Source organism: Curvivirga aplysinae (assembly GCF_009711445.1).
Lineage (GTDB): Bacteria > Pseudomonadota > Alphaproteobacteria > UBA8366 > Aestuariispiraceae > Curvivirga > Curvivirga aplysinae.
This window is the reverse complement of the sequence record NZ_SMMC01000201.1, coordinates 20,818-42,170: the sequence shown is the minus strand read 5'-3', so window position 1 is coordinate 42,170 and position 21,353 is coordinate 20,818. Positions and strand designations below refer to the sequence as shown.

Annotated in this window: 19 protein-coding genes; 9 read left to right on the top strand and 10 right to left on the bottom strand. The window is 42.4% G+C overall.

Annotated features, from left to right (window positions below):
* Positions 1–116 precede the first annotated feature (116 nt).
* Genes E1160_RS13115 through E1160_RS13095 form a run of 5 tightly spaced genes read left to right on the top strand, consistent with a single transcriptional unit; the run spans position 117 to position 6,121 of the window.
* Positions 117–677, top strand: a complete 561-nt coding sequence (locus E1160_RS13115; RefSeq protein ID WP_155155897.1) for a PadR family transcriptional regulator — start codon at positions 117–119, stop codon at positions 675–677.
* A gap of 4 nt (positions 678–681) precedes the next feature.
* Positions 682–1,794 (top strand): efflux RND transporter periplasmic adaptor subunit, encoded by a 1,113-nt coding sequence (locus tag E1160_RS13110; protein WP_218048889.1) that lies wholly within the window; start codon positions 682–684, stop codon positions 1,792–1,794.
* Between the two features lie 24 nt (positions 1,795–1,818).
* Positions 1,819–3,870: an efflux RND transporter permease subunit gene (locus E1160_RS13105; RefSeq protein WP_155155892.1), complete on the top strand. Its 2,052-nt coding sequence runs from the start codon at positions 1,819–1,821 to the stop codon at positions 3,868–3,870.
* Positions 3,798–5,177 carry an efflux RND transporter permease subunit gene (locus E1160_RS13100; RefSeq protein WP_328597156.1) on the top strand — a complete coding sequence of 460 codons (1,380 nt, stop codon included), beginning with the start codon at positions 3,798–3,800 and terminating at the stop codon, positions 5,175–5,177. The genes E1160_RS13105 and E1160_RS13100 overlap by 73 nt, the downstream gene beginning before the upstream one ends.
* A gap of 56 nt (positions 5,178–5,233) precedes the next feature.
* Complete coding sequence (locus E1160_RS13095) at positions 5,234–6,121, top strand: TraB/GumN family protein (protein WP_155155888.1); 888 nt, start codon at positions 5,234–5,236, stop codon at positions 6,119–6,121.
* On the opposite strand, the gene E1160_RS13090 is transcribed toward E1160_RS13095, so the two are convergent.
* Positions 6,105–6,686 carry an EndoU domain-containing protein gene (locus tag E1160_RS13090; RefSeq protein WP_218048888.1) on the bottom strand — a complete coding sequence of 194 codons (582 nt, stop codon included), beginning with the start codon at positions 6,684–6,686 and terminating at the stop codon, positions 6,105–6,107. The two genes, E1160_RS13095 and E1160_RS13090, sit on opposite strands and share 17 nt — an antisense overlap.
* Before the next feature lie 142 nt (positions 6,687–6,828).
* On the opposite strand from E1160_RS13090, the gene uvrA reads away from it, so the two are divergent.
* From uvrA to E1160_RS13075, 3 genes are all read left to right on the top strand, one after another.
* Positions 6,829–9,696, top strand: coding sequence for an excinuclease ABC subunit UvrA (gene uvrA, locus E1160_RS13085; protein ID WP_155155884.1), 2,868 nt, complete (start codon positions 6,829–6,831; stop codon positions 9,694–9,696).
* Between the two features lie 98 nt (positions 9,697–9,794).
* Positions 9,795–11,144: a methylenetetrahydrofolate--tRNA-(uracil(54)-C(5))-methyltransferase (FADH(2)-oxidizing) TrmFO gene (trmFO, locus tag E1160_RS13080; RefSeq protein ID WP_155155882.1), complete on the top strand. Its 1,350-nt coding sequence runs from the start codon at positions 9,795–9,797 to the stop codon at positions 11,142–11,144.
* A 34-nt stretch (positions 11,145–11,178) separates the two neighbouring features.
* Positions 11,179–11,832: a MarC family protein gene (locus E1160_RS13075; RefSeq protein WP_155155880.1), complete on the top strand. Its 654-nt coding sequence runs from the start codon at positions 11,179–11,181 to the stop codon at positions 11,830–11,832.
* Here the strand turns inward: E1160_RS13075 and E1160_RS13070 are convergent.
* The 6 genes from E1160_RS13070 to yajC form a co-directional block, all read right to left on the bottom strand.
* Entirely contained in the window at positions 11,829–12,686 is an 858-nt protein-coding gene (locus tag E1160_RS13070) for a phytoene/squalene synthase family protein (RefSeq protein WP_155155878.1), read from the bottom strand. The two genes, E1160_RS13075 and E1160_RS13070, sit on opposite strands and share 4 nt — an antisense overlap.
* 12 nt (positions 12,687–12,698) lie before the next feature.
* On the bottom strand, positions 12,699–13,628 hold the full coding sequence (locus E1160_RS13065; protein ID WP_155155876.1) for a squalene/phytoene synthase family protein: 930 nt from the start codon (positions 13,626–13,628) through the stop codon (positions 12,699–12,701).
* An 8-nt stretch (positions 13,629–13,636) separates the two neighbouring features.
* Positions 13,637–14,026, bottom strand: a complete 390-nt coding sequence (locus tag E1160_RS13060) for an Mth938-like domain-containing protein (protein ID WP_155155875.1) — start codon at positions 14,024–14,026, stop codon at positions 13,637–13,639.
* 74 nt (positions 14,027–14,100) lie between these two features.
* Positions 14,101–15,045 carry a protein translocase subunit SecF gene (secF, locus tag E1160_RS13055; RefSeq protein ID WP_155155873.1) on the bottom strand — a complete coding sequence of 315 codons (945 nt, stop codon included), beginning with the start codon at positions 15,043–15,045 and terminating at the stop codon, positions 14,101–14,103.
* Positions 15,046–15,061: 16 nt separating this feature from the next.
* Entirely contained in the window at positions 15,062–16,642 is a 1,581-nt protein-coding gene (secD, locus tag E1160_RS13050) for a protein translocase subunit SecD (protein WP_155155871.1), read from the bottom strand.
* A gap of 114 nt (positions 16,643–16,756) precedes the next feature.
* The gene (gene yajC, locus E1160_RS13045; protein ID WP_155155869.1) at positions 16,757–17,152 is read right to left on the bottom strand and encodes a preprotein translocase subunit YajC; all 396 of its coding nucleotides are present in this window, start codon (positions 17,150–17,152) and stop codon (positions 16,757–16,759) included.
* A 304-nt stretch (positions 17,153–17,456) separates the two neighbouring features.
* Here yajC and E1160_RS13040 point away from each other — a divergent pair, with 304 nt between their 5' ends.
* Positions 17,457–18,314, top strand: coding sequence for an ATP-binding protein (locus E1160_RS13040; RefSeq protein ID WP_155155867.1), 858 nt, complete (start codon positions 17,457–17,459; stop codon positions 18,312–18,314).
* Positions 18,315–18,317: 3 nt separating this feature from the next.
* On the opposite strand, the gene E1160_RS13035 is transcribed toward E1160_RS13040, so the two are convergent.
* From E1160_RS13035 to serS, 3 genes are read right to left on the bottom strand one after another with little or no spacing between them, the layout of a single operon-like run.
* Positions 18,318–19,337, bottom strand: coding sequence for a peptidoglycan DD-metalloendopeptidase family protein (locus tag E1160_RS13035; RefSeq protein ID WP_155155865.1), 1,020 nt, complete (start codon positions 19,335–19,337; stop codon positions 18,318–18,320).
* A gap of 52 nt (positions 19,338–19,389) precedes the next feature.
* Complete coding sequence (locus E1160_RS13030) at positions 19,390–20,034, bottom strand: protein-L-isoaspartate(D-aspartate) O-methyltransferase (RefSeq protein WP_155155863.1); 645 nt, start codon at positions 20,032–20,034, stop codon at positions 19,390–19,392.
* Positions 20,035–20,039: 5 nt separating this feature from the next.
* Positions 20,040–21,314 carry a serine--tRNA ligase gene (gene serS, locus E1160_RS13025; RefSeq protein WP_155155861.1) on the bottom strand — a complete coding sequence of 425 codons (1,275 nt, stop codon included), beginning with the start codon at positions 21,312–21,314 and terminating at the stop codon, positions 20,040–20,042.
* Positions 21,315–21,353 lie beyond the last annotated feature (39 nt).

Genomic DNA, 21,353 nt, shown 5'->3' with positions numbered 1-21,353 from the left:
AAATTAGTTGGGTAATGGTGCTGCATTATTGGCACGAAATATATAGGGAAAATATATTTCTTAATAAGGCACATCACATAATGTGAAACCTAATCGCATATAAACTGGATTCGAAAATGGATATTAGAACATCATGCCTTGGCGTATTGGCGTTAAATAATGCAAGCGGCTATGAAATTCGGAAAATGTTTGAAGATGGCCCTTTCAGTGTCTTTGCTGAAGGTGGTTTTGGCTCAATTTACCCTGCCCTAAAAAAACTGGAGCAAGATGGATTAGTAACAAGCGAGACATTGGACCAAGATAATCGACCACAAAAAAACGTTTACAAAATAACAACAAAAGGTCGTTTAGAACTCATCGAAGCCCTTTCAAACAATCCTGTGCCAGATAAATTCAAGTCTGACTTCTTATTTTCTATGTTCTTTGCTGAATATCTTTCCCCTGCATTCGTTGAGAATACAATCGATCAACGTATCAAATCTTTAAAAGACAAAATTAACACGCTTGAAACTGAACGTTCACCAAACGGTTCCCTCACAAAAGGGCAAGCTTTTGTGCATGCGTTTGGCCTCCATATGAGCCAAGCCGCGAAAGAATTTCTCGAAGAAAATAAACATATCGCCATTGCTGCTGCATTGACCGGCAGTCCGGCAAACAAGCAAGATGCTGCGGAGTAATATCATGCTAAGATCACGATTTAATATCAAACCTTCCGTCTTAATCGCTGTTGGATTGGCAACAGGTATCGGCCTTTGGTTATGGTCTGGTCAGGATTTACATGCAAATACTGAAAATCCATTAGACGAAGTTGGTCAGGAAGAAAAACTGCCTTCCTATAAAACCTCCGTTCGTTATGTGGACTCAGCTGCGATTAATCATCAAGCCTCCATACAAATCACGGCACAAACACAATATGACCGTGTGGCAACAATTCGGGCTGAAACCTATGGCAAGATCGTAAAGCTAGATATGGAAGAAACATATCCAGTTGAAAAAAATACCTTAATCACCCAATTGGCAATTCAAGATCGTGGATCGCAGATCAAACGCGCAGAAGCAATTTTAGAACAACGTGAAATCGAATTTGAAGCTGCAACCAAACTTGCAAAAAAAGGTTTCAACTCACAAATCCGAAAGGCTGAAGCTTTGGCAAATTTGGAGTCAGCAAAATCAGACCTTCATGTCGCACGAAAAAACTATGCGAATACAAGTGTTCGAAGCCCATTTGACGGTATCATCCAAACGCAAAGTGTTGAACTAGGTGATTATGTTCAAGAAGGTGATCCAATCGCAACAATTGTTGACATGAACCCAATCTATATTGTGGCTTATGTTTCAGAAAAAGAAATCAATTCAATTTCATTAGATTCTGAGGCAACAGGCACATTAATCAACGGCGAACAAATTACAGGTTTAGTAAGTCATATATCTCCTACTGCCTTGGAAAGCACACGTAGTTTTGAAGTGAAGGTAGAAGTACCTAACCCTGATGGTAAAATTCTATCCGGCTTAACAGCAAGTGTGACATTACCGCTCGGTCAAACAAAAGCACATTTGCTTTCCCCTGCCCTTCTTACATTAAATAATGCAGGGAACATTGGGGTTAAAACACTTTCTGATGATGACATTGTTGAGTTTAATCAGGTCAACATTATCGAAGATACAGAAAAAGGTGTCTGGGTAAGTGGCTTGCCAAACAATATCCGTATCATTGCCGTCGGACAGGAATTTGTAGCAGCCGGCGCGCAAGTAACTGCAACACCGTTAAATGTAAACAGCGCTTCAAACTCTTAAGATCGATTAAGTCGGAGAAAACACATGTCTATAATCAGTGCCGCGTTCAATCGGTCAAGAACAGCTTTATCCTTATTGCTGTTCATTTTGATTGCTGGTGCCCTCGCCTATATCAATATCCCAAAAGAATCTGATCCAGATATCGATATCCCAATGATTTATGTATCACTTCATCATGAAGGTATTTCACCAGAAGATGCAGAGCGATTGCTTGTTCGTCCTATTGAAAAGGAAGTCCGCAGTATCGAAGGCATTAAAGAAATGCGTTCTACTGCTTATGAAGGTGGTGCCAATGTTGTTTTAGAATTCGATGCCGGTTTCGATGCGGATACTGCATTGGATGATGTACGTGAGAAAGTAGATACCGCAAAGCCAGAATTACCGGATGACACTGATGAGCCATCGGTTAATGAGGTAAATCTCAGTCAATTCCCCGTTTTGGTAGTCACACTTGCTGGACAAGTCCCTGAAAGAACACTACTTCGTATCGCTGATGAACTGAAAGACGATATCGAAGCATTACCAGCTGTACTTGAAGTTAATATCATTGGCGATCGTGATGAAGCTGTTGAAGTAATCATCGACCCGATGAAAATGGAAAGTTACAATATCAATCCCGATGAAGTTTTTACATCATTAAGCCGCTCAAACATTTTGATTGCTGCGGGTGCTATGGATACAGGCCAAGGACGTTTTTCTGTTAAAGTTCCAGGCCTGTTTGAAAGTGCAAAAGATATTTTAGATATGCCTCTTAAGGTAGAAGGCGATTCTCTAATCCGTATTGGTGACATTGCTGAATTACGTAAAACATTTAAAGACCCAACCAATTTTGCACGTGTGAATGGTAAACCAGCCGTGACATTGGAAGTTTCCAAACGGACAGGCGAAAATATCATTGATACAATTGCAAAAGTACGTGAGGTTGTAACGGCAGAATCAGAACGTTTCCCATTAGGTGTCCAGGTTGGGTTTAGCCAAGATAAATCTAACAATATCAAAGATATGCTAACCGATCTTCAAAATAACATTACAAGTGCCATCTTGCTTGTGATGATTGTGATTGTGGGCGCTCTTGGTCTGCGCGGTGGCTTGCTTGTAGGATTAGCCATCCCCGGCTCTTTCTTAGCAGGTGTATTATTCCTCTATATCGTTGGTTTTACAGTTAACGTGGTTGTGCTTTTCGCTCTTATTTTATCAGTTGGTATGCTGGTTGATGGTGCGATTGTTGTTACTGAATATGCTGATAGAAAACTAGCAGAAGGCGAACCAAAAGAAGTTGCTTATGGATTAGCTGCTAAACGAATGGCTTGGCCGATTATTGCCTCAACGGCAACGACTTTGGCGGCATTCTTACCCTTGTTATTCTGGCCAGATATTGTGGGTGAATTTATGAAGTATATGCCAATCACCCTGATTGCGACATTAACCGCATCTTTGGCCATGGCATTAGTATTCATCCCTGTATTAGGTGCGAATTTAGCAGGTGTGTTACGTCTTGTGATTTCAATCGCCCTTGCCGTTGCTTTTGGTGCTATTGGCATGGGATTAACTGAATCTTTCCTTGGTGGTGCAGCTGCTTTAGTTGCTGTACTATTAGCTATTCTAGGTCTCTTCTTGGGTGCAAAGCTTGGCAAACTTCTGGGACGTCTGTTAGAACAAACCAATGTGGATCCTGCGATTGCACAAGAATTAAGTGCCGGGCATGGTGAGCACGGTTTATCAAATGTGAAAGGCCCATCAGCCTTTTATATCAAGATGCTTCGTGGCGCATTACGTTTTCCTGGTACTTGTCTAACTGTTGGTGTCGGTATTTTGATTGGTACTTACATGCTGTATGGAGCAATTGGTAAAGGCGTTGAATTCTTCCCTGAAATTGAGCCTGAACTCGGGATCATCAATATCCATGCCCGTGGCAATATGTCTGTGCAGGAAAAAATTATCTTGCCAAAGAAGTTGAACGCCGTGTTCTTCAGTTACAAGAAGAAAAAGACGAGTTCAAAACAATCTATTCTTCTGCCGGTAATTTTGAAGCGCGTGACGATACCGCCGAAGATATCATTGGTAAAATCCAATTAGAGTTCCGTACATGGGATGAACGTCGTCCTTATACAGAAATCACCACAGACCTTCGTGAAAGAACAGAAGATCTCACTGGTATTTGGATCGAACATCAACAACAAAGAGAAGGTCCACAACAAGGTAAACCTATCCATCTGGAGTTCTCTTCCTGGAATCCTGAACTGATTGAACCTGTTCTAGATCAGGCACGTGCCTATCTTGAGACAGTTGATGGCCTTGTCGAGATTGAAGATAGCCGTCCCATTCCTGGAATTGAATGGGAACTTGATGTTGATCGTGCACAAGCCGCCAAATTTGGTGCAGATGTGGTCACTATCGGTAACGTAATTCAGCTGGTAACTAAGGGGATGAAAATCAGCGATTATCGTCCCGATAGCAGCGATGATGAGGTAGATATCCTTGCACGCTATCCTGTTGAATATCGTACTTTGAACCAATTAGATAACATTCGCATTCAAACAAGTGTAGGCTTGGTTCCTGTATCTAATTTCATCACTCGTACGCCAAAGCAAAAAACCGGCTTGTTACGTCGCACAGATGCAAAGCGTATTATGTTCCTGAAAGCTGATGTTGCAGAAGGTGTTCTAGCGGACACCAAAGTGAAAGAAATTCAAGCTGCAATGGAACATTTCGAACTGCCTGACGGTGTTGATGTGACGTTCAAGGGTGATAATGAAGATCAACAAAGATCACAGGATTTCTTGGTATCCGCATTTGCAGTCGCCCTATTCCTGATGGCATTGATTCTAGTTACCCAGTTTAACAGCTTCTATTCAGCTTTCTTGATTCTGTTTGCGGTTATTATGTCTACCGCAGGCGTTTTCATCGGACTAATGGTAATTGGACAACCATTCGGCATAGTGATGTCCGGTGTTGGCGTTATTGCTTTGGCCGGTATCGTGGTGAACAATAATATCGTGTTGATCGATACCTATGATCGTTTGGTTCAAACAGAAAAAGATATACGTACAGCAATCCTGTTAACAGGTGCTCAGCGTTTACGTCCGGTTATGTTAACCACAATCACAACCATTCTTGGTTTGATGCCTATGGTATTGCAGATCAACATTAACTTCGTTTCTCGTGAAATTTCACAAGGGGCGCCCTCCACACAATGGTGGGTTCAACTTTCAACTGCCATCGCCTTTGGACTGGCCTTTGCAACTGTATTGACGTTGGTTCTAACCCCATGCGCCTTAATGTTACGTGGTAATATCAAAGACTGGTATGATAAACGTAAGACAAGGAAACTTGGCAAAACTGATGACTCTGCTCCTAATATGGAAGCGGAGGCAGCTGAATAAATACATATCCCCTCTTATTCCAAAAATAAGAGGGGATTTTTTTGAGTTAAAATAAGATGTTAAAAAAACTAGCCCTAATCTTTATATCTCTTTTTGTCTTATCTACACCTGCATATGCTTCGGAAAAGGTGAACCCAGCTTTATGGTTAATATCAGATCATGATAGTAAAATTTGGCTTTTTGGAACAATTCATGCGCTAGATAAAAAAATCAAATGGCGTACACCAAAAATTACGAAAGCCCTAACGGAAACCGATACTCTCTATTTAGAAGTTTCACTTGATGAAATGTCCGGTCAGAAAGCGATCGCTCTGATATCAGAATATGGTTTAAACAAAAATGGGCAAAGTTTATTTGATTTATTAACGCCAAAGACAAACACAGCGCTTAAGCAATTAATCACAAAATACAATTTACCTGAAAATTTCAAACAGCAACTAGCGCCAATGCGCCCTTGGTTAGCAGCGCTCACCTTTCTCAACATACAGATGATGCATGAGCAAATTGATCCTCAATCAGGTGTCGACCAATCCCTAGAGAATGCAGCCAAGTTGTTCAAAAAAGAAATACGATATCTTGAAACAATTGAGCAGCAACTAGGGTTATTTGGAAATTTATCACCAGAAGATGATCTACGTTTCTTTGAGGATTCTATTATCCAAATGGCGGATTCACCCGAAATGCTACATACAATGTTAGATTTATGGAAAACTGGTGATACGGAAGGGCTAGCGGACTTTATGAATGTGACATTTAGTCAATTCCCCAACCTTCAGAAGTCATTTTTATTCGATCGAAATAAGAACTGGGCCAACCAAATTGATACAATGATGAAAGGTTCAGGTAATATTTTTATTGCTGTTGGTGCAGGCCATCTTGGAGGAGAAAAATCTGTTCAATGGTATCTTGAACAAAAAGGTTATAATATTACTCGTGTTCAATAGATATGCAGGAAGCTGGTTGTTGATTGCTCATCAATGGCCATGCTGTTGCTACATGCCCATTATCACGACGGAAGTAGCCATTGATGATTAAAGCGTCTCCATTTGAGCCATAACAGTAATTCCCTTCATTGCGTATTGGTGCAGAGAGCCCTCCCCATTTTCCATTCTTGTAACGGCAATGAACATTAGTTGCCGCATAGGCAATACTATTCATCACTTGTTTTGCTGTGCAATGATCTGGAAAAAATGTAGAACCGCGTCTTTTTATATACCATTTCCCCTCTTCCCACACATAAAGTGGTGAAGCTTCATAAACACCTGTTTCACTGTTCTTTCGGTCAATATCTTCTATATAGGCTGTATTGCTATCCTCCCCATTTGGGCGATGATGATAGCCAGTGCCTTTAGTTTTTTTACGATTTACATCACCACAGAAGATATGCCCCCAATCCACCTGAATGGTATGTTCCGTTTTTAATCCTTCATATTCACAAGAATGCAATGCCTCTCCTGCCATAATGCTGTCAGTAGGAACTGACGAAACTATGGACAAAAACGTGAACATCGCTATGTTTCTTGACAGATGGCTTCGCATGTTGTGATTCATCCAGATATACATATTTTGCCGTATAAGATTATTGATAAGATCAACCAATATAGTTGATCTCTTATTTCAGCATAAACCCGATTTGTTTAAGGCTAAAGACATGAATAATGAAACTCCTGTAGCTGCCAATAAAAAAGTGATCAGCGTACGTGGCGCACGTGAGCATAACCTGAAAGATGTAAGTGTAGATTTACCACGAGATCAGCTGGTGGTGATTACAGGTCTATCAGGTTCAGGTAAGTCTTCTCTCGCCTTTGATACAATCTATGCAGATGGGCAGCGCCGTTATGTTGAATCCCTCTCTGCTTATGCGCGTCAATTCCTTGAAATGATGCAAAAACCCGATGTTGATCTTATTGAAGGTTTAAGCCCTGCTATTTCTATTGAGCAAAAAACCACGTCAAAAAACCCGCGTTCAACAGTCGGCACAGTCACAGAAATTTATGATTATATGCGCCTGCTTTGGGCACGTATTGGTATTCCTTATTCTCCTACCACTGGCCTTCCAATCCAAAGCCAAACAGTTACCCAAATGGTTGACCGTATTATGGATATGGAAGAAGGAACAAAACTTTATCTTCTTGCTCCCATCGTACGAGGTCGCAAAGGGGAATATCGTAAAGAATTTGCAGACCTACAGAAACGTGGCTTCCAACGTGCAAAAGTTGATGGTGAGTTTTATTTGATCGAAGATGTGCCTGCGCTAGATAAAAAACTTAAACATAACATTGATGTGGTTGTTGACCGGGTAGTAGTGCGTGAAGGTCTAGCAACGCGTTTGGCAGATTCAATTGAAACAGCATTAGACATATCCGAAGGTCTTCTCTTTGCTGAAGATGCGACTACGGGACAGCAAACTGTCTTTTCCGCGAATTTTGCCTGTCCTGAAAGTGGCTTTACGATTGAAGAAATCGAACCTCGCCTCTTTTCTTTCAACAACCCATTTGGTGCTTGTCCTGTATGTGACGGTCTAGGCACCCATATGGAATTTGATGAAGAGCTGGTCATTCCTGACAAAGATAAGCCATTAGATAATGGGGCTATCGCGCCGTGGTCTAAAACAAGTTCACCTTATTATCGCCAAACCTTGCAAGCAGTTGCTAAGCATTTTGGTGAGAAATCAAACACCGCCTTTAGCAAATTGCCAAAGAAAGTTCAAAATGCAGTGCTTTATGGTACCGGTAAGGTCGAGGTTGAATTTTACTATGATGATGGATCACGCACTTATAAAACTAAAAAGCCATTTGAAGGTGTGATCAATAATATGGAACGACGTTTCCGTGAAACAGATAGTAACTGGTCACGTGACGAATTGTCCAAATACCAATCGGTTCACGCTTGCGGTCATTGCCTAGGCTACAGGCTAAAAGAAGAAGCCCTTGCAGTCAAAATTGACGATAAACATATTGCCAATGTCGCTGAAATGTCGATTGCCGAAGCAGGTAAATGGTTTGATGCTGTTGGTGAAAAACTATCGGAAAAAGATCAAGAAATCGCCTATCGCATTTTGAAAGAGATCAACGAACGCCTTGGATTCTTAAATAATGTGGGATTACAATACCTTACGCTCTCGCGTAACTCTGGTACATTATCCGGCGGCGAAAGTCAGCGTATTCGTTTAGCAAGTCAGATCGGCTCTGGTTTAACAGGCGTATTATATGTATTGGATGAACCCTCTATCGGCCTACATCAGCGTGATAATGATCGTCTACTCGCTACATTGAAGCGTCTTCGTGATCTTGGGAATACAGTAATCGTGGTGGAACATGATGAAGATGCTATCCGTGCGGCTGATTATCTGGTCGATATGGGACCTGGTGCCGGTGTGAATGGTGGTACCGTTGTTGCAGCAGGTACACCAGATCAAGTATTCCAATGCCCAGATAGTGTCACAGGACAATATATCACTGGCATGATGCAGGTCCCAATTCCTGCGAAGCGTCGTAAAGCCAAGAATAACAAAAAACTAGTTCTATCTGGTGCACGCAGCAATAACCTTAAAAAGGTAACTGCAGAAATTCCATTAGGCACATTCACATGTATCACTGGTGTCTCCGGTAGTGGTAAATCCACATTAACCATCGAAACACTTTGGAAAGCCCTAAGCCGTGACCTCATGGGATCACGTGAGCAACCGGGGCTTTATGATGAATTAAAAGGCATCCAGCATCTGGATAAGGTAATTGATATTGACCAGTCCCCTATTGGTCGGACACCGCGCTCAAACCCTGCGACATATACAGGTGCCTTCACGCCAATTCGCGAATGGTTTGCTGGATTACCAGAAGCCAAAACACGTGGATATGCCGCGGGACGTTTCTCATTCAACGTAAAAGGTGGGCGGTGTGAAGCATGCCAAGGGGATGGTGTTATCAAAATCGAGATGCATTTCCTACCAGACGTTTATGTACAATGTGATCAATGTAAAGGTCATCGCTATAATCGTGAAACATTGGAAGTTAAATATAAAGATAAATCCATTTCTGACGTTTTAGATATGACAGTGGACGAAGCTGCTGAATTCTTTAAGGCTGTGCCATCCATCCGCGATAAGATGATCACTCTGCAAAAGGTTGGCCTTGGCTATATTAAAGTTGGGCAACAAGCTACCACCCTATCAGGCGGCGAGGCTCAGCGTGTAAAACTTGCCAAAGAATTAAGCCGCCGTGCGACTGGCAAAACTTTATACATCCTTGATGAGCCAACCACCGGTCTACATTTCGAGGATGTTCGCAAGTTATTGGAAGTTCTACAAACCCTTGTTGATACTGGTAATACAGTTGTCGTCATTGAACATAATCTTGAGGTAATCAAGACAGCCGACTGGATCATCGATATTGGTCCAGATGGTGGCGATAAAGGTGGTGAAATTGTTGCTATGGGCACACCTGAAGATGTAGCCGCAGTATCTGGCAGTTATACGGGTCACTATTTGCAGCCATATCTCAGCAAACAGGCTGCTGAGTAGTTCTAGGGTCCCCCGAAGAACTGGCTTCGGGGGCTTGACTTCAAGCTCAGAAAGCGTCATGACCTGCCTCAAGATTTTTCGAGTTAGGATTGATGGTTATGAGCGATATAAAACCTGTTCACGTAATTGGTGGAGGCCTTGCGGGGTCAGAAGCAACTTGGCAGTTAATTAGTCAGGGTGTGCCTGTTGTGCTGCATGAAATGCGCCCAACCAGAGACACCTTTGCCCATCAAACACATGATCTAGCTGAACTGGTTTGTTCCAACTCCTTCCGATCTGATGATCATGAATTTAACGCAGTAGGTTTGATCCATCATGAGATGCGCCAATTAGATTCCATCATCATGAAATTTGGTGATGAATGTTCCGTACCTGCCGGTGGTGCTTTGGCGGTCGATCGTCATGAGTTTTCCGGTAAAGTTACCAAAGCTCTTGAAGATCATCCTCTCGTCACAATTGAACGCGAAGAAATCACAGAAATTCCTGATGATTGGGACCGTATCATTGTTGCATCCGGCCCCTTAACGTCCCCCGCCCTGACAGAGAAAATTCTTGAAATCACTGACGAAGCTCAATTGTCTTTCTTTGATGCAATTGCCCCAATCGTGCATAAAGACAGTATTGATATGTCAAAAGCTTGGTTCCAATCCCGTTACGATAAAGGAACAGGCACAGATTATATCAACTGTCCGATGACGGAAGAACAATATAACAATTTTATCGATGCTATTCTTGATGCAGAGAAAACAGAATTCAAAGAATGGGAAAAAGATACGCCCTATTTTGAAGGCTGCTTACCAATCGAAGTCATGGCTGAACGTGGTCGTGAAACATTACGCTTCGGCCCTATGAAACCGGTCGGCCTTACCAACCCACATGCGGAAGAAAAACAATATGCTGTTGTTCAATTGCGTATGGATAACAAGTTGGGAACATTATGGAATATTGTTGGTTTCCAAACCAAAATGAAATATGGCGCACAGGTAGAAGTTCTGCGTAATATCCCGGGGCTTGAGAAAGCGGAATTCGCCCGCCTTGGCGGTATTCATCGCAATACATTTATTAATAGCCCTCGCCTACTAGATGATCAATTACGCTTAAAAGCGGATCCGCGTATTCGTTTCGCAGGTCAAATTACTGGTGTGGAGGGCTATATCGAAAGCTCCGCTATTGGCTTAATCACAGGGCGTATGGCAGCAGCCGAATGTCACGGTGAAACCTTTACGCCACCGCCTGCGACCACAGCCCTAGGTGCATTGCTTTCGCATTTAACAGAGAATGCCGAAGAAGAAACTTTCCAGCCTATGAATGTCAATTTCGGCCTCTTCCCGCCACCTGAAGTGCCACAAGGCAAACGTAAGATCAAAGGTCGCGATCGCAAGCTGGCCTTGAGTACGCGTGCAAAAGAAGATATGACTAAATGGTTAGAAAGCGAAATTAACGCATAAACCATTCATGAAATTGATTTTCTAAGGTTAGCTTATGTTTGAAACAGCCCTTGTTTCCTTTACTACATTCTTTGCCGTTATTGGTCCATTTGACGTTGCAGCTCTGTTTGCGGCCTTAACCGCCAATGCAACCGGTAAAGAAAGACGGTCTATGGCGATCAAGGGGGTGTTGATTGCAACAGGTGTCCTTTTACTTTTCGCTGTCTTTGGTAAAGCGACCCTAAATCTATTTGGTATTTCTTTACCTGCGTTGAAAATCGCGGGTGGTATTTTACTTCTTTTAATTTCTATCGATTTGGTTTTTGCACGTCATTCCGGTGCAAATTCCACAACCAAAGAAGAAAATAAAGAGGCGGAAAAGAAACAAGATATTTCGGTCTTCCCATTGGCAACGCCTTTGATTGCAGGCCCTGGATCTATTGGTGCTGTTATCCTTCTCATGGCAGAAACGCATGGGGATTATCAACTAGGTTCTATGGTTGTCTTGGGAATGGTCGGCATTCTGATCATGACCTTGGTTTTACTGCTTGTTGCAACCCAAGTTCAAAAATTATTAGGTGTCACCGGATTGCAAGTGGTATCCCGCGTCGTCGGTGTCTTGTTGGCTGCACTTGCTGTACAATTCGTTCTGGATGGGGTTGAGGCCAGTAATCTATTGGCTAGCATTCCCGGTATTTCCAGCCGCTAAAACTTCCCTATTAAATTCTTCCAAAGTAGATTTAACATGCGTAAACCTGATGGTTGTGCCAATGAGCTATCATATGGATTATACTTAGCTTTTCTTAACTGCGATACATAACTTTCAGCCAAAGTCGCTAAATGAAAAAGAGGTTTTACTTTCTTGGGGATTGAAGCATCACTGCTTCGTGCTTCTTCCAAGAGGTTGATTACTATTCCACAAACTTCTTTAACAGCCAGATTTAGTTCAGCACTCTCATTCAAGTCGCGCATACGACGGCCGTCAATCTTGTGACGCTTTACTAATTCCTCAGGCAACCATTGCTTTTTAGCGCGCAAATGAAATGGTAACGCACGCATCAAACCAATAAGAGCCCAAGCAGTGCCTATTTGTCCTGCAACTTGCGTAACATCTTCCGCTTTTACTCCCAAGGCGATTACTGCGAGCTTTAAAGAATTACCACCTGTTGCATTCGCATATTCCATTAACTCTGAAAGCGTTTGTATAGCTTCTTCTTCCAAATCCTTTTCGCGAGCGTCAATCAATTGATCAAACAAATCTTTCGGAAGCTCAACATGCGTTAATAAATCTGCAAGAGGTCGCGTAATTTCATGACGACGCGGATTATTTGCGTAACATTCCTCAATCGCTTCACGCCACCATTGTAGGCGAATACGACCAAGCATAGGCTCACTTACGGCAGATGAAGTTTTCGCAACTTCATAATTAAAAGCATAAAGGCACAAAACATTTTCACGAAATTCAGCTGAAAGCATCATCGTTGTGATAAAGCGGTCCTTATCCTTATCATGGACAATATTGCCAATCGCAGATAAACCAGAAATAGATTTACTTTCAGTCATTAAGGACCTTCTTTAAGACGCATTTAACAAATCATCTTGTTGGCGTAACTTTTCTTCAAACCCATCATCAAGCATCGCTAATGGGTCATTTTTCATCTTCTCAAACATGGTCATATACAATCCCAATAGAGATTTAAAGATGGTTAGGTTTCGCAATGACATATGTGGCTGTAACTCATCTCGACAAACATCAATTGCATCAAGATAACTCTCTGCCTGTTTTAAGATTTCGCAAATCAGATACCGGATTTCTTCTTGTGTATATGTTTCACCAAGATCATTTAGCAGTTCTTGCGGCAAAGTAAGTAATTGATCAGCTTTCACTGCATCTTTTATCAGATCACGTGCGATATGAACCAAATAACAAAACAGGCCCATACCTTTTGCTTTATCCATTAAGTCCGAGCCGCTTATACCTGTATATATTCCTGATTGATAATCAGCCGTAAGAATATACAAATATACAGCCGTTGGAGAGACCGTTGCCCCCCAACTATAGTCTTCAAAGTCGTTCCAATCCCGTATAGGAATCTCATTGACATCACGTGACATGGCAGATGCCATTACCTGCCAAGGCAAAGCTCCCAGATTGCTTTGCCCCGCTGTTTGACTTAACAGACGAAATATTGAAATCGCCTCACCTTCAGGAAGTTTAAAAGCAAAATCAGGTTTAAAAAACTCGCCATTTGCTGCCTTAATACATGCATCTTCCCAAGCAGAAATTCTGTCCAAATATGCTTGGCGTTGAATATCACGGTCTTCTATCGGTAGCGTCAAAAAATCTTCATCCACCAAATCATCAATAAGACGCATCGATGCATATGTCGGCGCAAAAAGCATTTGTAGCGGTTTCACTAAAGTACGACTAACCAGTGCCAAATTTGATCCTCCTTGTCGGGTGATCCTCTGGCAAATTTCAAAATCTTCTTTAGCAAGAGACATGGATATTCCTATTCAGCAGGCATTGCAATTAAAGCCGCAGCAACTCGACGTCCTTCACCAAGTAGGATGTTATAGGTGCGACAAGCCGCTCCTGTATCCATAAAATCTGGCGGGGTCCCTTTCTCGCGCAAGGCTTGTCGAAGACTAGAAGGAATTAACATCATTTTGTCACCACAACCTAATAACAAAAGCTCTACAGTGGGATTAGCCTCAAATACAGCTTGGAAGCTATCCACAGTCAGTTCCGATACATCAGCTACATCCCATGATACAACTTTGTCCGGAAAAACAATGACAGAGCCTTCAAATACTTCATCAGTGATTTTGAAGCGATTAGGACCATAAGAATCAATAAATTTAGCCCCTGCTTCCAGTGGCGGTGTTACATCAACTGCCATCTTTAATCCAATCTTATATTTTTGTTTCTTATACTAAAAGGGCCGCAAATTTGCGACCCTTTGTTTATAGCAGATTATGCACTGGCATCATCTTTTTTTGAGCCGGGATATTCTTCTTCATCAGTACCACGATTTGGCTCCATATAAGTTAATATAGGTCCAGCCAAAGCTATAGAGGAATAAGTACCAATAATGACACCCCAAATCAGCGCGATAGAGAAACCACGAATAACTTCTCCACCAAAGACAAACAACGCCAGCAACGCCAAAAGAGTGGTTACGGAAGTTATAACTGTACGGGATAAGGTTTGGTTAATGGATAGGTTATATAACTCAATGAAATCCATCACCTTGAATTTACGCATATTCTCACGAATACGGTCATATACTACAACTGTATCGTTGATCGAGTAACCTGCAATAGTCAAAATCGCAGCAACAGTAGCAAGATTGAATTCCAAACCAAGTAATGCAAAAAGGCCAATAGTTGTAATCACATCATGGCTCAAAGCAATCACCGCACCAATACCAAACTGCCATTCAAATCGAAACCAGATATAAATCAGAATAGCACCAACAGCAGATAAAACCGCCCATAATGCAGCTTCTTGGAGCTCTGCTCCGACAGTTGGTCCTACAAGTTCTGTACGACGATATTCAGCAACTTGCGTCGCCAATGTCTCTTTTACCAAGGTAACTGCAGCTTGTTGAGCTTCGGCACTACCTTCTTGACGTTGAACTTTAATCAGGACCGTATTGTCGTCACCAAATTCCTGAATTGATACGTCACCAAGACCCAAACCACCTAATTGACGACGCATGGAAGTCACATCTGCAGGACCATTTGTCTCGGCCTCAATCAAGATACCACCTAAGAAATCAATACCTAGATTTAAACCATTAACAGCAAAAGAGCCGATAGAAGCCACAATCAAAAATGCAGAAAACACAAATGCAGCAACACGCTTTGAAGCAAAGTTAAAGCTTGGTGTTTCAGGGATAAGTTTCAATAATCTCATTTTCTTTCTCCCTTTCTTATATCGGTAATGTCTTAGGTTTCTTTTTTGTGTACCAAGTCACAACTAAGAAACGTGTTACCATAATCGCCGTAAACATTGAGGTTAAGATACCTATACTTAATGTTACAGCGAAACCTTTAATCGGACCTGCACCAAATGCGAATAGAAGAATCGCTGCAATCAATGTTGTTAAGTTGGAATCAACAATTGTTGTCAATGCACGTTTATAACCAGCCTCAATAGCCGTACCAATCTTCTGACCAGATTTGAACTCTTCACGAATACGTTCAAAGATCAATACATTGGCATCAACTGCCATACCAATGGTCAAAACGATTCCTGCTATACCAGGTAAAGTCAGTGTTGCTTGTAAGGTGGACAAAGCAGCAATGATCAAAGAAATATTGAATATAAGCGCTACATTCGCCAATAAACCGAACAAGCCATAACTCGCTGCCATGAAGATAATCACACCAATCAAACCAATAACCGAAGCGACGGTACCAGCATCGATGGAATCTTGACCAAGACCGGGACCCACAGAACGTTCTTCAAGAATAATTAATGGCGCAGGCAATGCACCGGCACGTAATAGCAATGAGAGTTCATTAGTTTCTGCAACAGTGAAGTTACCTGTAATAATACCGCTACCACCTACGATTGGGCTTTGAATTTCAGGTGCAGAAATCACTTTACCATCCAAAACAATAGCGAATGGGAAACCAACATTTTCAGTCGTAACTTTGCCAAATTTACGGCCACCTACAGCGTCAAATTGAAAACTTACCGCAGGACGGTTCGCCTGATCAAAAGAAGAAGAAGCGCCGGTAAGATGCTCACCGCTTACACGAACACGTTTTTCAACTAAATACATCTGTACTGGATTGCCATTTTCGTCTTCTTCGATTGAAGGTAACAAAACAGACCCTGGTGGAACACGGCCCGCAATGGCATCTGATAAAGAATTCCGCACGTCGACCATTTGGAAGGTCATTTTGGCTGTTTTACCAACTTTACGCTTCACTTCCTCTGTATCTTCAGCACCAGGCACCTGAACCAAAATACGATCTTCGCCTTGACGTTGGATCACTGGTTCTTTGGTACCATCCTCATCAATACGACGACGAATAACTTCGATAGATTGCGCAACCGCATTGTCGACTTCAGCCTTCAAATCTTGTTCAGATAAGCTAAGCGCAAAACTTCCCTCAGAAACCTCGTCAATCAGTAAACGATTATCAATTTCGCGGATTAACTCCCGAAAACGATCAGATTGCGAGGCATCTCGCAACGTCACCATTGCACTATTATTTCTTACGCCCAAACCACTGTAACGCAAACGCTCTTGGCGTAATGTGACGCGCATTTCTGCCACAACATTTTCCATGCGTTCTTTCAAAACCTGTTCGGTTTCTACTTTGAATAACAGATGCGCCCCACCTTGAAGATCAAGGCCAAGATTTACAGTTTTACCTGGTAACCAGCTTGGAACACCAGCAAATGTACCTGTAGGCATAAAGTTTGGAACCGCGTAAAGCACACTTAAGAGGCATACAATGCCAACCAGTGTTTTCTTCCAAAGAGGGAAATTTAACATGCGAATTTTTCCGTATTATTTTCGCCAAATCAATGATCAGCTCATATTTTATTGCTAACCAGAAAGAAAAACAGGGCAGATATTAAATCTACCCTGTTTCAGAATGAAGACAGATTAGTCTTTCTTTTTACCGAACAAGCCGCCTAAGCCACCTTTTTTCTCTTCTGCTGCAGGTGCAGCATCATTTGCAGGTTCAGATTTAGAAAGAACATCCATGATTGTCGCAGAAGCAACTTTCACTTTTACACCTTCTGCAATCTCAACTTGAATTTCGGTATCACTGATAATTTTAGTTACCGTGCCGTAAAAACCGCCACCTGTGATAATTTTATCGCCGCGACGGACCGCAGATAATTTTTGTTGATGAGCTTTTTGTTTCTTTTGTTGAGGACGAATCAACAAGAAATAGAAAACAACAAAGATCAAAATCAATGGCAAAAAGGCGCCAAACATGTCGCCGCCAGCTGCACCACCCGCTGCCTGTGCGTATGCAGAAGAAATCATACTCATTACTCCAAAGAGATATTATTTATAGCTATTTAATCTGGTAAATATTCTGTCAATTTCAATCCCAAAATATTCAAGATTGAATCATCAAAAAAAACCAGAACCGCCGGACTATACAACCCCGATACGATTATGCAATCTTTCAAGCATAAATATCTGTGTAAAAGTGCCGTTTTCCGCCTTATGGGCCTAATTTTACGTCTTTTTCCCACAAGGAATGACTTATATCCACCCTCTACCTCTTGTCTTGAAATGTCACCCGTTTTAACTTGCCTGCCAATAAAGCAACTCCATCAAGGAAAGAATCATGGGCGCATCAAAGCTTTTACCAACGTTAACACGCATCGCCGAAGCTTTGGATCGTCTAGCTCCGGCCGCTATAAAAGTTTCTGATCTAAGCGACGCAGACGCATATGTTTGGCATACAGACCCAATGGGGCTTGAACCAGTTGAACGCGTGAATCGAGTAGATTTTGATCTACTGCGTGGTATTCCTTCCCAAAAAGAGCAACTTTTAGAAAACACCAAACGTTTCGCGAATGGCTTACCTGCCAATAACGCTTTATTATGGGGTGCTAAAGGTACAGGGAAAAGTTCAATTGTGAAGGCAGTTCATGGGCGTATCAACGCAGATGCGCCAGGTAGCCTTAAACTTGTTGAAATCCATCGCGAAGATATCCCTACCCTGCCCAACTTGCTCTCTATTCTTAAAAAATCCAATAAGCAGTGTGTCCTATTCTGCGATGATCTTTCATTCGATACACAAGATGATGCCTATAAATCCCTGAAAGCTGTGCTAGAAGGAGGTATTGAGGGACGTCCTGATAACGTCATTTTCTATGCGACGTCAAACCGACGTCATTTAATGGCACGTGATATGATTGAAAATGAACGCTCCACAGCAATTAATCCATCTGAAGCTATTGAAGAAAACGTATCTTTATCAGATCGTTTTGGATTATGGTTAGGCTTCCACAATTGTAATCAAGAAACATATTTCGATATGATCCGTGGTTATGTTGAGGCCTATAATCTAGGCGTCAATGAGGCAGAATGGAAACCTAAAGCTGTTGAATGGACAGTTACACGTGGTGCGCGTTCGGGCCGCGTTGCATGGCAATTCGTTCAGGATTTAGCAGGCTCCTTAGGCAAACATTTAAAGTAACACCTAACTTAAAAACTTCATCGGATTTAAAGTTTGACGGCCTTTACGAATTTGGAAATGTAATTGTGGTCGTTCAACGCTACCAGTGCTTCCGACTTTTGCGATGACTTGGCCACGACGCACTTTGTCGCCGCGTTTCACCAGCATGTCGCCAGTATGGGCATATGCACTAATATAACCATCTGCATGCTTCACAAGGATCAGATTGCCGAACCCTCCTTGTTGATTTCCTGTATAGGCGACAACGCCATTTTCAGCGGCTTTCACTGAAGTTCCCCGAGGAGCGGCAATATTAATTCCATCATTAAACAAACCTTTCGCCTTCGGTCCATAACTTGAAATAACCCGTCCACGAACTGGCATCAAGAATTTGGAGCTAGATCTTGGTTTTGGCTGTGGAATTTGATTATGGCTAGCTGTACGTGATGTAATACGTGGCTCTGATGGTTTGGCTGTCGGTCTAGGCCAGCCACCAGATGTTTGTGTTACCTTGGCAGCAGGCGTTTCAGGCACAATCACGGCTGACTTGGGTTGATCTTTCTTTGTTTCAACCTGCTTAGGTATCCCACTTCTTGGAATTGCTAGGCGTTGTCCCACATAAATTGTATAGGGTTCAGCTAAATTATTCGCTCTGACGATACTCGAAGCAGATACATTCTGGCTTTTGGCAATTTTCCAAACGGAATCACCTTTTTTAACAACGTAAAATCCGCCTGCAGGAATAATGAGTTTTTGTCCATTTGATAACTTATATGGTGGACGTAATTTATTGCGCTTTACGATTGTCTGGATATCCACGCCATAAACACGAGATATTGAATAGAGCGTTTCGCCTTTTGTTACCGTATGGGTGCCATATTGTGGCGCCTTTGATGATCCACCAGAACTACTGCTCCCTCTATCACCCCCATAGATCGTAATATCTCTTCCAGGGTCAGCCGCACAGGCTGTCAGAAACAGCCCTAATAACAGAATAAGGCCACGAATGCGGCATTTCTGAATAAGTGTGCGATCAATCATCATAGCAATATTTTACGCTAACCTGTTATTTCTACAAGCTAATTTAAACCTAAAACTACCCGCCTGTAGGTAATCCACTCACTAAAGGTACAAAACGAACAGGCCCCATATCTTCCACATCAATACCAGATTCGGTTTTGGTGACTTTTAATAAATCTTGATGATCCTCAACTGCCCCGATTGGTACGATCATAATCCCCCCTACAGTTAACTGATCAATTAAGACTGGAGGAATATCTTCCGCCGCCGCAGTCACCATAATTCTTTCAAAAGGAGCTTGTTCAGGCCAACCACGTCCACCATCACCTCGCATCGTGGTAATGTTATAAGCACGAAGAGATTGGAATCTCTTTTCCGCCTGCTGCATCAACAAGCGATGTCGTTCAATCGTAAACAAACGACGACAAAGTTTGGATAAAATATACGCCTGATAGCCAGACCCTGTACCGATTTCTAAAACTTTATGACGGTTATGTACTTCTAAGGCTTCCGTCATCTTCGCAACCACAAGAGGTTGACTGATCGTCTGTCCACGATCAATTGGTAAGGCAGAATTTTCATATGCATGATTTTTGAAGGTCTCAGGAATAAATAATTCCCGAGGCGTGTCCGCAATCGCAGAAAGTACGGATTCATCACTGATACCGCCTTCCTGCAATGCCTCAATGAGTTTTGACTTTTCTGCCCTAAAGTCTGTCATTCGTCTTACTTGATAACCGTTAATCCGCCCATATATGGGATAAGTGCATCTGGTACAGTGATTGAACCATCCTCATTTTGATAATTCTCAAGCACCGCAATTAAAGTGCGGCCAACAGCTAGACCTGATCCATTCAATGTGTGAACAAATTGAGTTCCTTTTTCACCATTTGGACGGAAACGTGCTGCCATACGACGAGCTTGGAAATCACCACAGTTGGAACAACTGGAAATCTCACGATACTTATCCTGACCCGGTAGCCATACTTCAATATCGTAAGTTTTACGTGCACCAAAGCCCATATCACCAACGCATAGAATGACTGTCCGATATGGCAAATTAAGACGTTTGAGAACTTCTTCTGCACATCCGGTCATACGTTCCAATTCTTCCTCAGATTTATCTGGGTGAACAACAGAGACCATCTCAACTTTTGAGAATTGATGCTGACGGATCATGCCACGTGTATCACGACCTGCTGCGCCTGCTTCAGAACGGAAACATTGTGTCCATGCAGTCATACGTTTTGGCAATTCATCTTCGGCCAAAATCTCACCCGCTACCGTATTGGTCAAAGTAACCTCGGCTGTAGGGATCATATAGAAACCTTCTTCCGTACGGAATAAATCTTCAGAGAATTTTGGTAGCTGACCAGTGCCATAAAGTGCATCTTCACGCACTAAAACAGGCGTAATTGTTTCCTGAAGACCGTGTTCATCGGCGTGAAGATCAAGCATGAACGTTGCCAAAGCACGCTCCAGACGCGCTAGAGGGCCTTTCAAATGCACAAAACGCGCACCTGATTGCTTTGCGGCACCTTCAAAATCCATATAACCAAGCTCTTCACCAAGATCAAAATGTTGTTTTGGTTCAAAATCAAAGCCACGTGGAGTTCCCCATTGGCGTACTTCCACATTGTCATCTTCATCCGCACCGGGAGGCACATCGTCAAATGGCATATTTGGAAGGTTTTCCAAAACAGATTTTAACTTAGCAGCAGCCTCACGTTCCGCCTCCTCAGCTTTCGCCAAATCATCTTTTAAGGCTGTAACTTCTGCTTTTAACGCTTCGGCTTTATCTTTGTCACCCGCTTTCATCGCATCACCAATTTCCTTGGATGCGGAATTACGACGAGCTTGCATTTCTTGCATCGCTGTTTGATGCGAACGACGGGTTTCATCCATGTCTAAAATTGATTGCGACTGCGCCTCAAGGCTGCGTGCAGCCATTGCTTTGTCAAAAGCTTCGGGGTTCTCGCGAATAAATTTTAAGTCATGCATGATAGAATTCCTTTATTCTTTACATGTATTAGAAGGTCT

What these genes read in the sequence shown, in the direction of transcription:
- E1160_RS13115 (WP_155155897.1), top strand. Translation starts at nt 117, where the DNA reads ATGGATATTAGAACATCATGCCTTGGCGTATTGGCGTTAAATAATGCA.
- E1160_RS13110 (WP_218048889.1), top strand. Translation starts at nt 682, where the DNA reads ATGCTAAGATCACGATTTAATATCAAACCTTCCGTCTTAATCGCTGTT.
- E1160_RS13105 (WP_155155892.1), top strand. Translation starts at nt 1,819, where the DNA reads ATGTCTATAATCAGTGCCGCGTTCAATCGGTCAAGAACAGCTTTATCC.
- E1160_RS13095 (WP_155155888.1), top strand. Translation starts at nt 5,234, where the DNA reads ATGTTAAAAAAACTAGCCCTAATCTTTATATCTCTTTTTGTCTTATCT.
- E1160_RS13090 (WP_218048888.1), bottom strand. Translation starts at nt 6,686, where the DNA reads ATGTTCACGTTTTTGTCCATAGTTTCGTCAGTTCCTACTGACAGCATT.
- uvrA (WP_155155884.1), top strand. Translation starts at nt 6,829, where the DNA reads ATGAATAATGAAACTCCTGTAGCTGCCAATAAAAAAGTGATCAGCGTA.
- trmFO (WP_155155882.1), top strand. Translation starts at nt 9,795, where the DNA reads ATGAGCGATATAAAACCTGTTCACGTAATTGGTGGAGGCCTTGCGGGG.
- E1160_RS13075 (WP_155155880.1), top strand. Translation starts at nt 11,179, where the DNA reads ATGTTTGAAACAGCCCTTGTTTCCTTTACTACATTCTTTGCCGTTATT.
- E1160_RS13070 (WP_155155878.1), bottom strand. Translation starts at nt 12,686, where the DNA reads ATGACTGAAAGTAAATCTATTTCTGGTTTATCTGCGATTGGCAATATT.
- E1160_RS13065 (WP_155155876.1), bottom strand. Translation starts at nt 13,628, where the DNA reads ATGTCTCTTGCTAAAGAAGATTTTGAAATTTGCCAGAGGATCACCCGA.
- E1160_RS13060 (WP_155155875.1), bottom strand. Translation starts at nt 14,026, where the DNA reads ATGGCAGTTGATGTAACACCGCCACTGGAAGCAGGGGCTAAATTTATT.
- secF (WP_155155873.1), bottom strand. Translation starts at nt 15,045, where the DNA reads ATGAGATTATTGAAACTTATCCCTGAAACACCAAGCTTTAACTTTGCT.
- secD (WP_155155871.1), bottom strand. Translation starts at nt 16,642, where the DNA reads ATGTTAAATTTCCCTCTTTGGAAGAAAACACTGGTTGGCATTGTATGC.
- yajC (WP_155155869.1), bottom strand. Translation starts at nt 17,152, where the DNA reads ATGAGTATGATTTCTTCTGCATACGCACAGGCAGCGGGTGGTGCAGCT.
- E1160_RS13040 (WP_155155867.1), top strand. Translation starts at nt 17,457, where the DNA reads ATGGGCGCATCAAAGCTTTTACCAACGTTAACACGCATCGCCGAAGCT.
- E1160_RS13035 (WP_155155865.1), bottom strand. Translation starts at nt 19,337, where the DNA reads ATGATGATTGATCGCACACTTATTCAGAAATGCCGCATTCGTGGCCTT.
- E1160_RS13030 (WP_155155863.1), bottom strand. Translation starts at nt 20,034, where the DNA reads ATGACAGACTTTAGGGCAGAAAAGTCAAAACTCATTGAGGCATTGCAG.
- serS (WP_155155861.1), bottom strand. Translation starts at nt 21,314, where the DNA reads ATGCATGACTTAAAATTTATTCGCGAGAACCCCGAAGCTTTTGACAAA.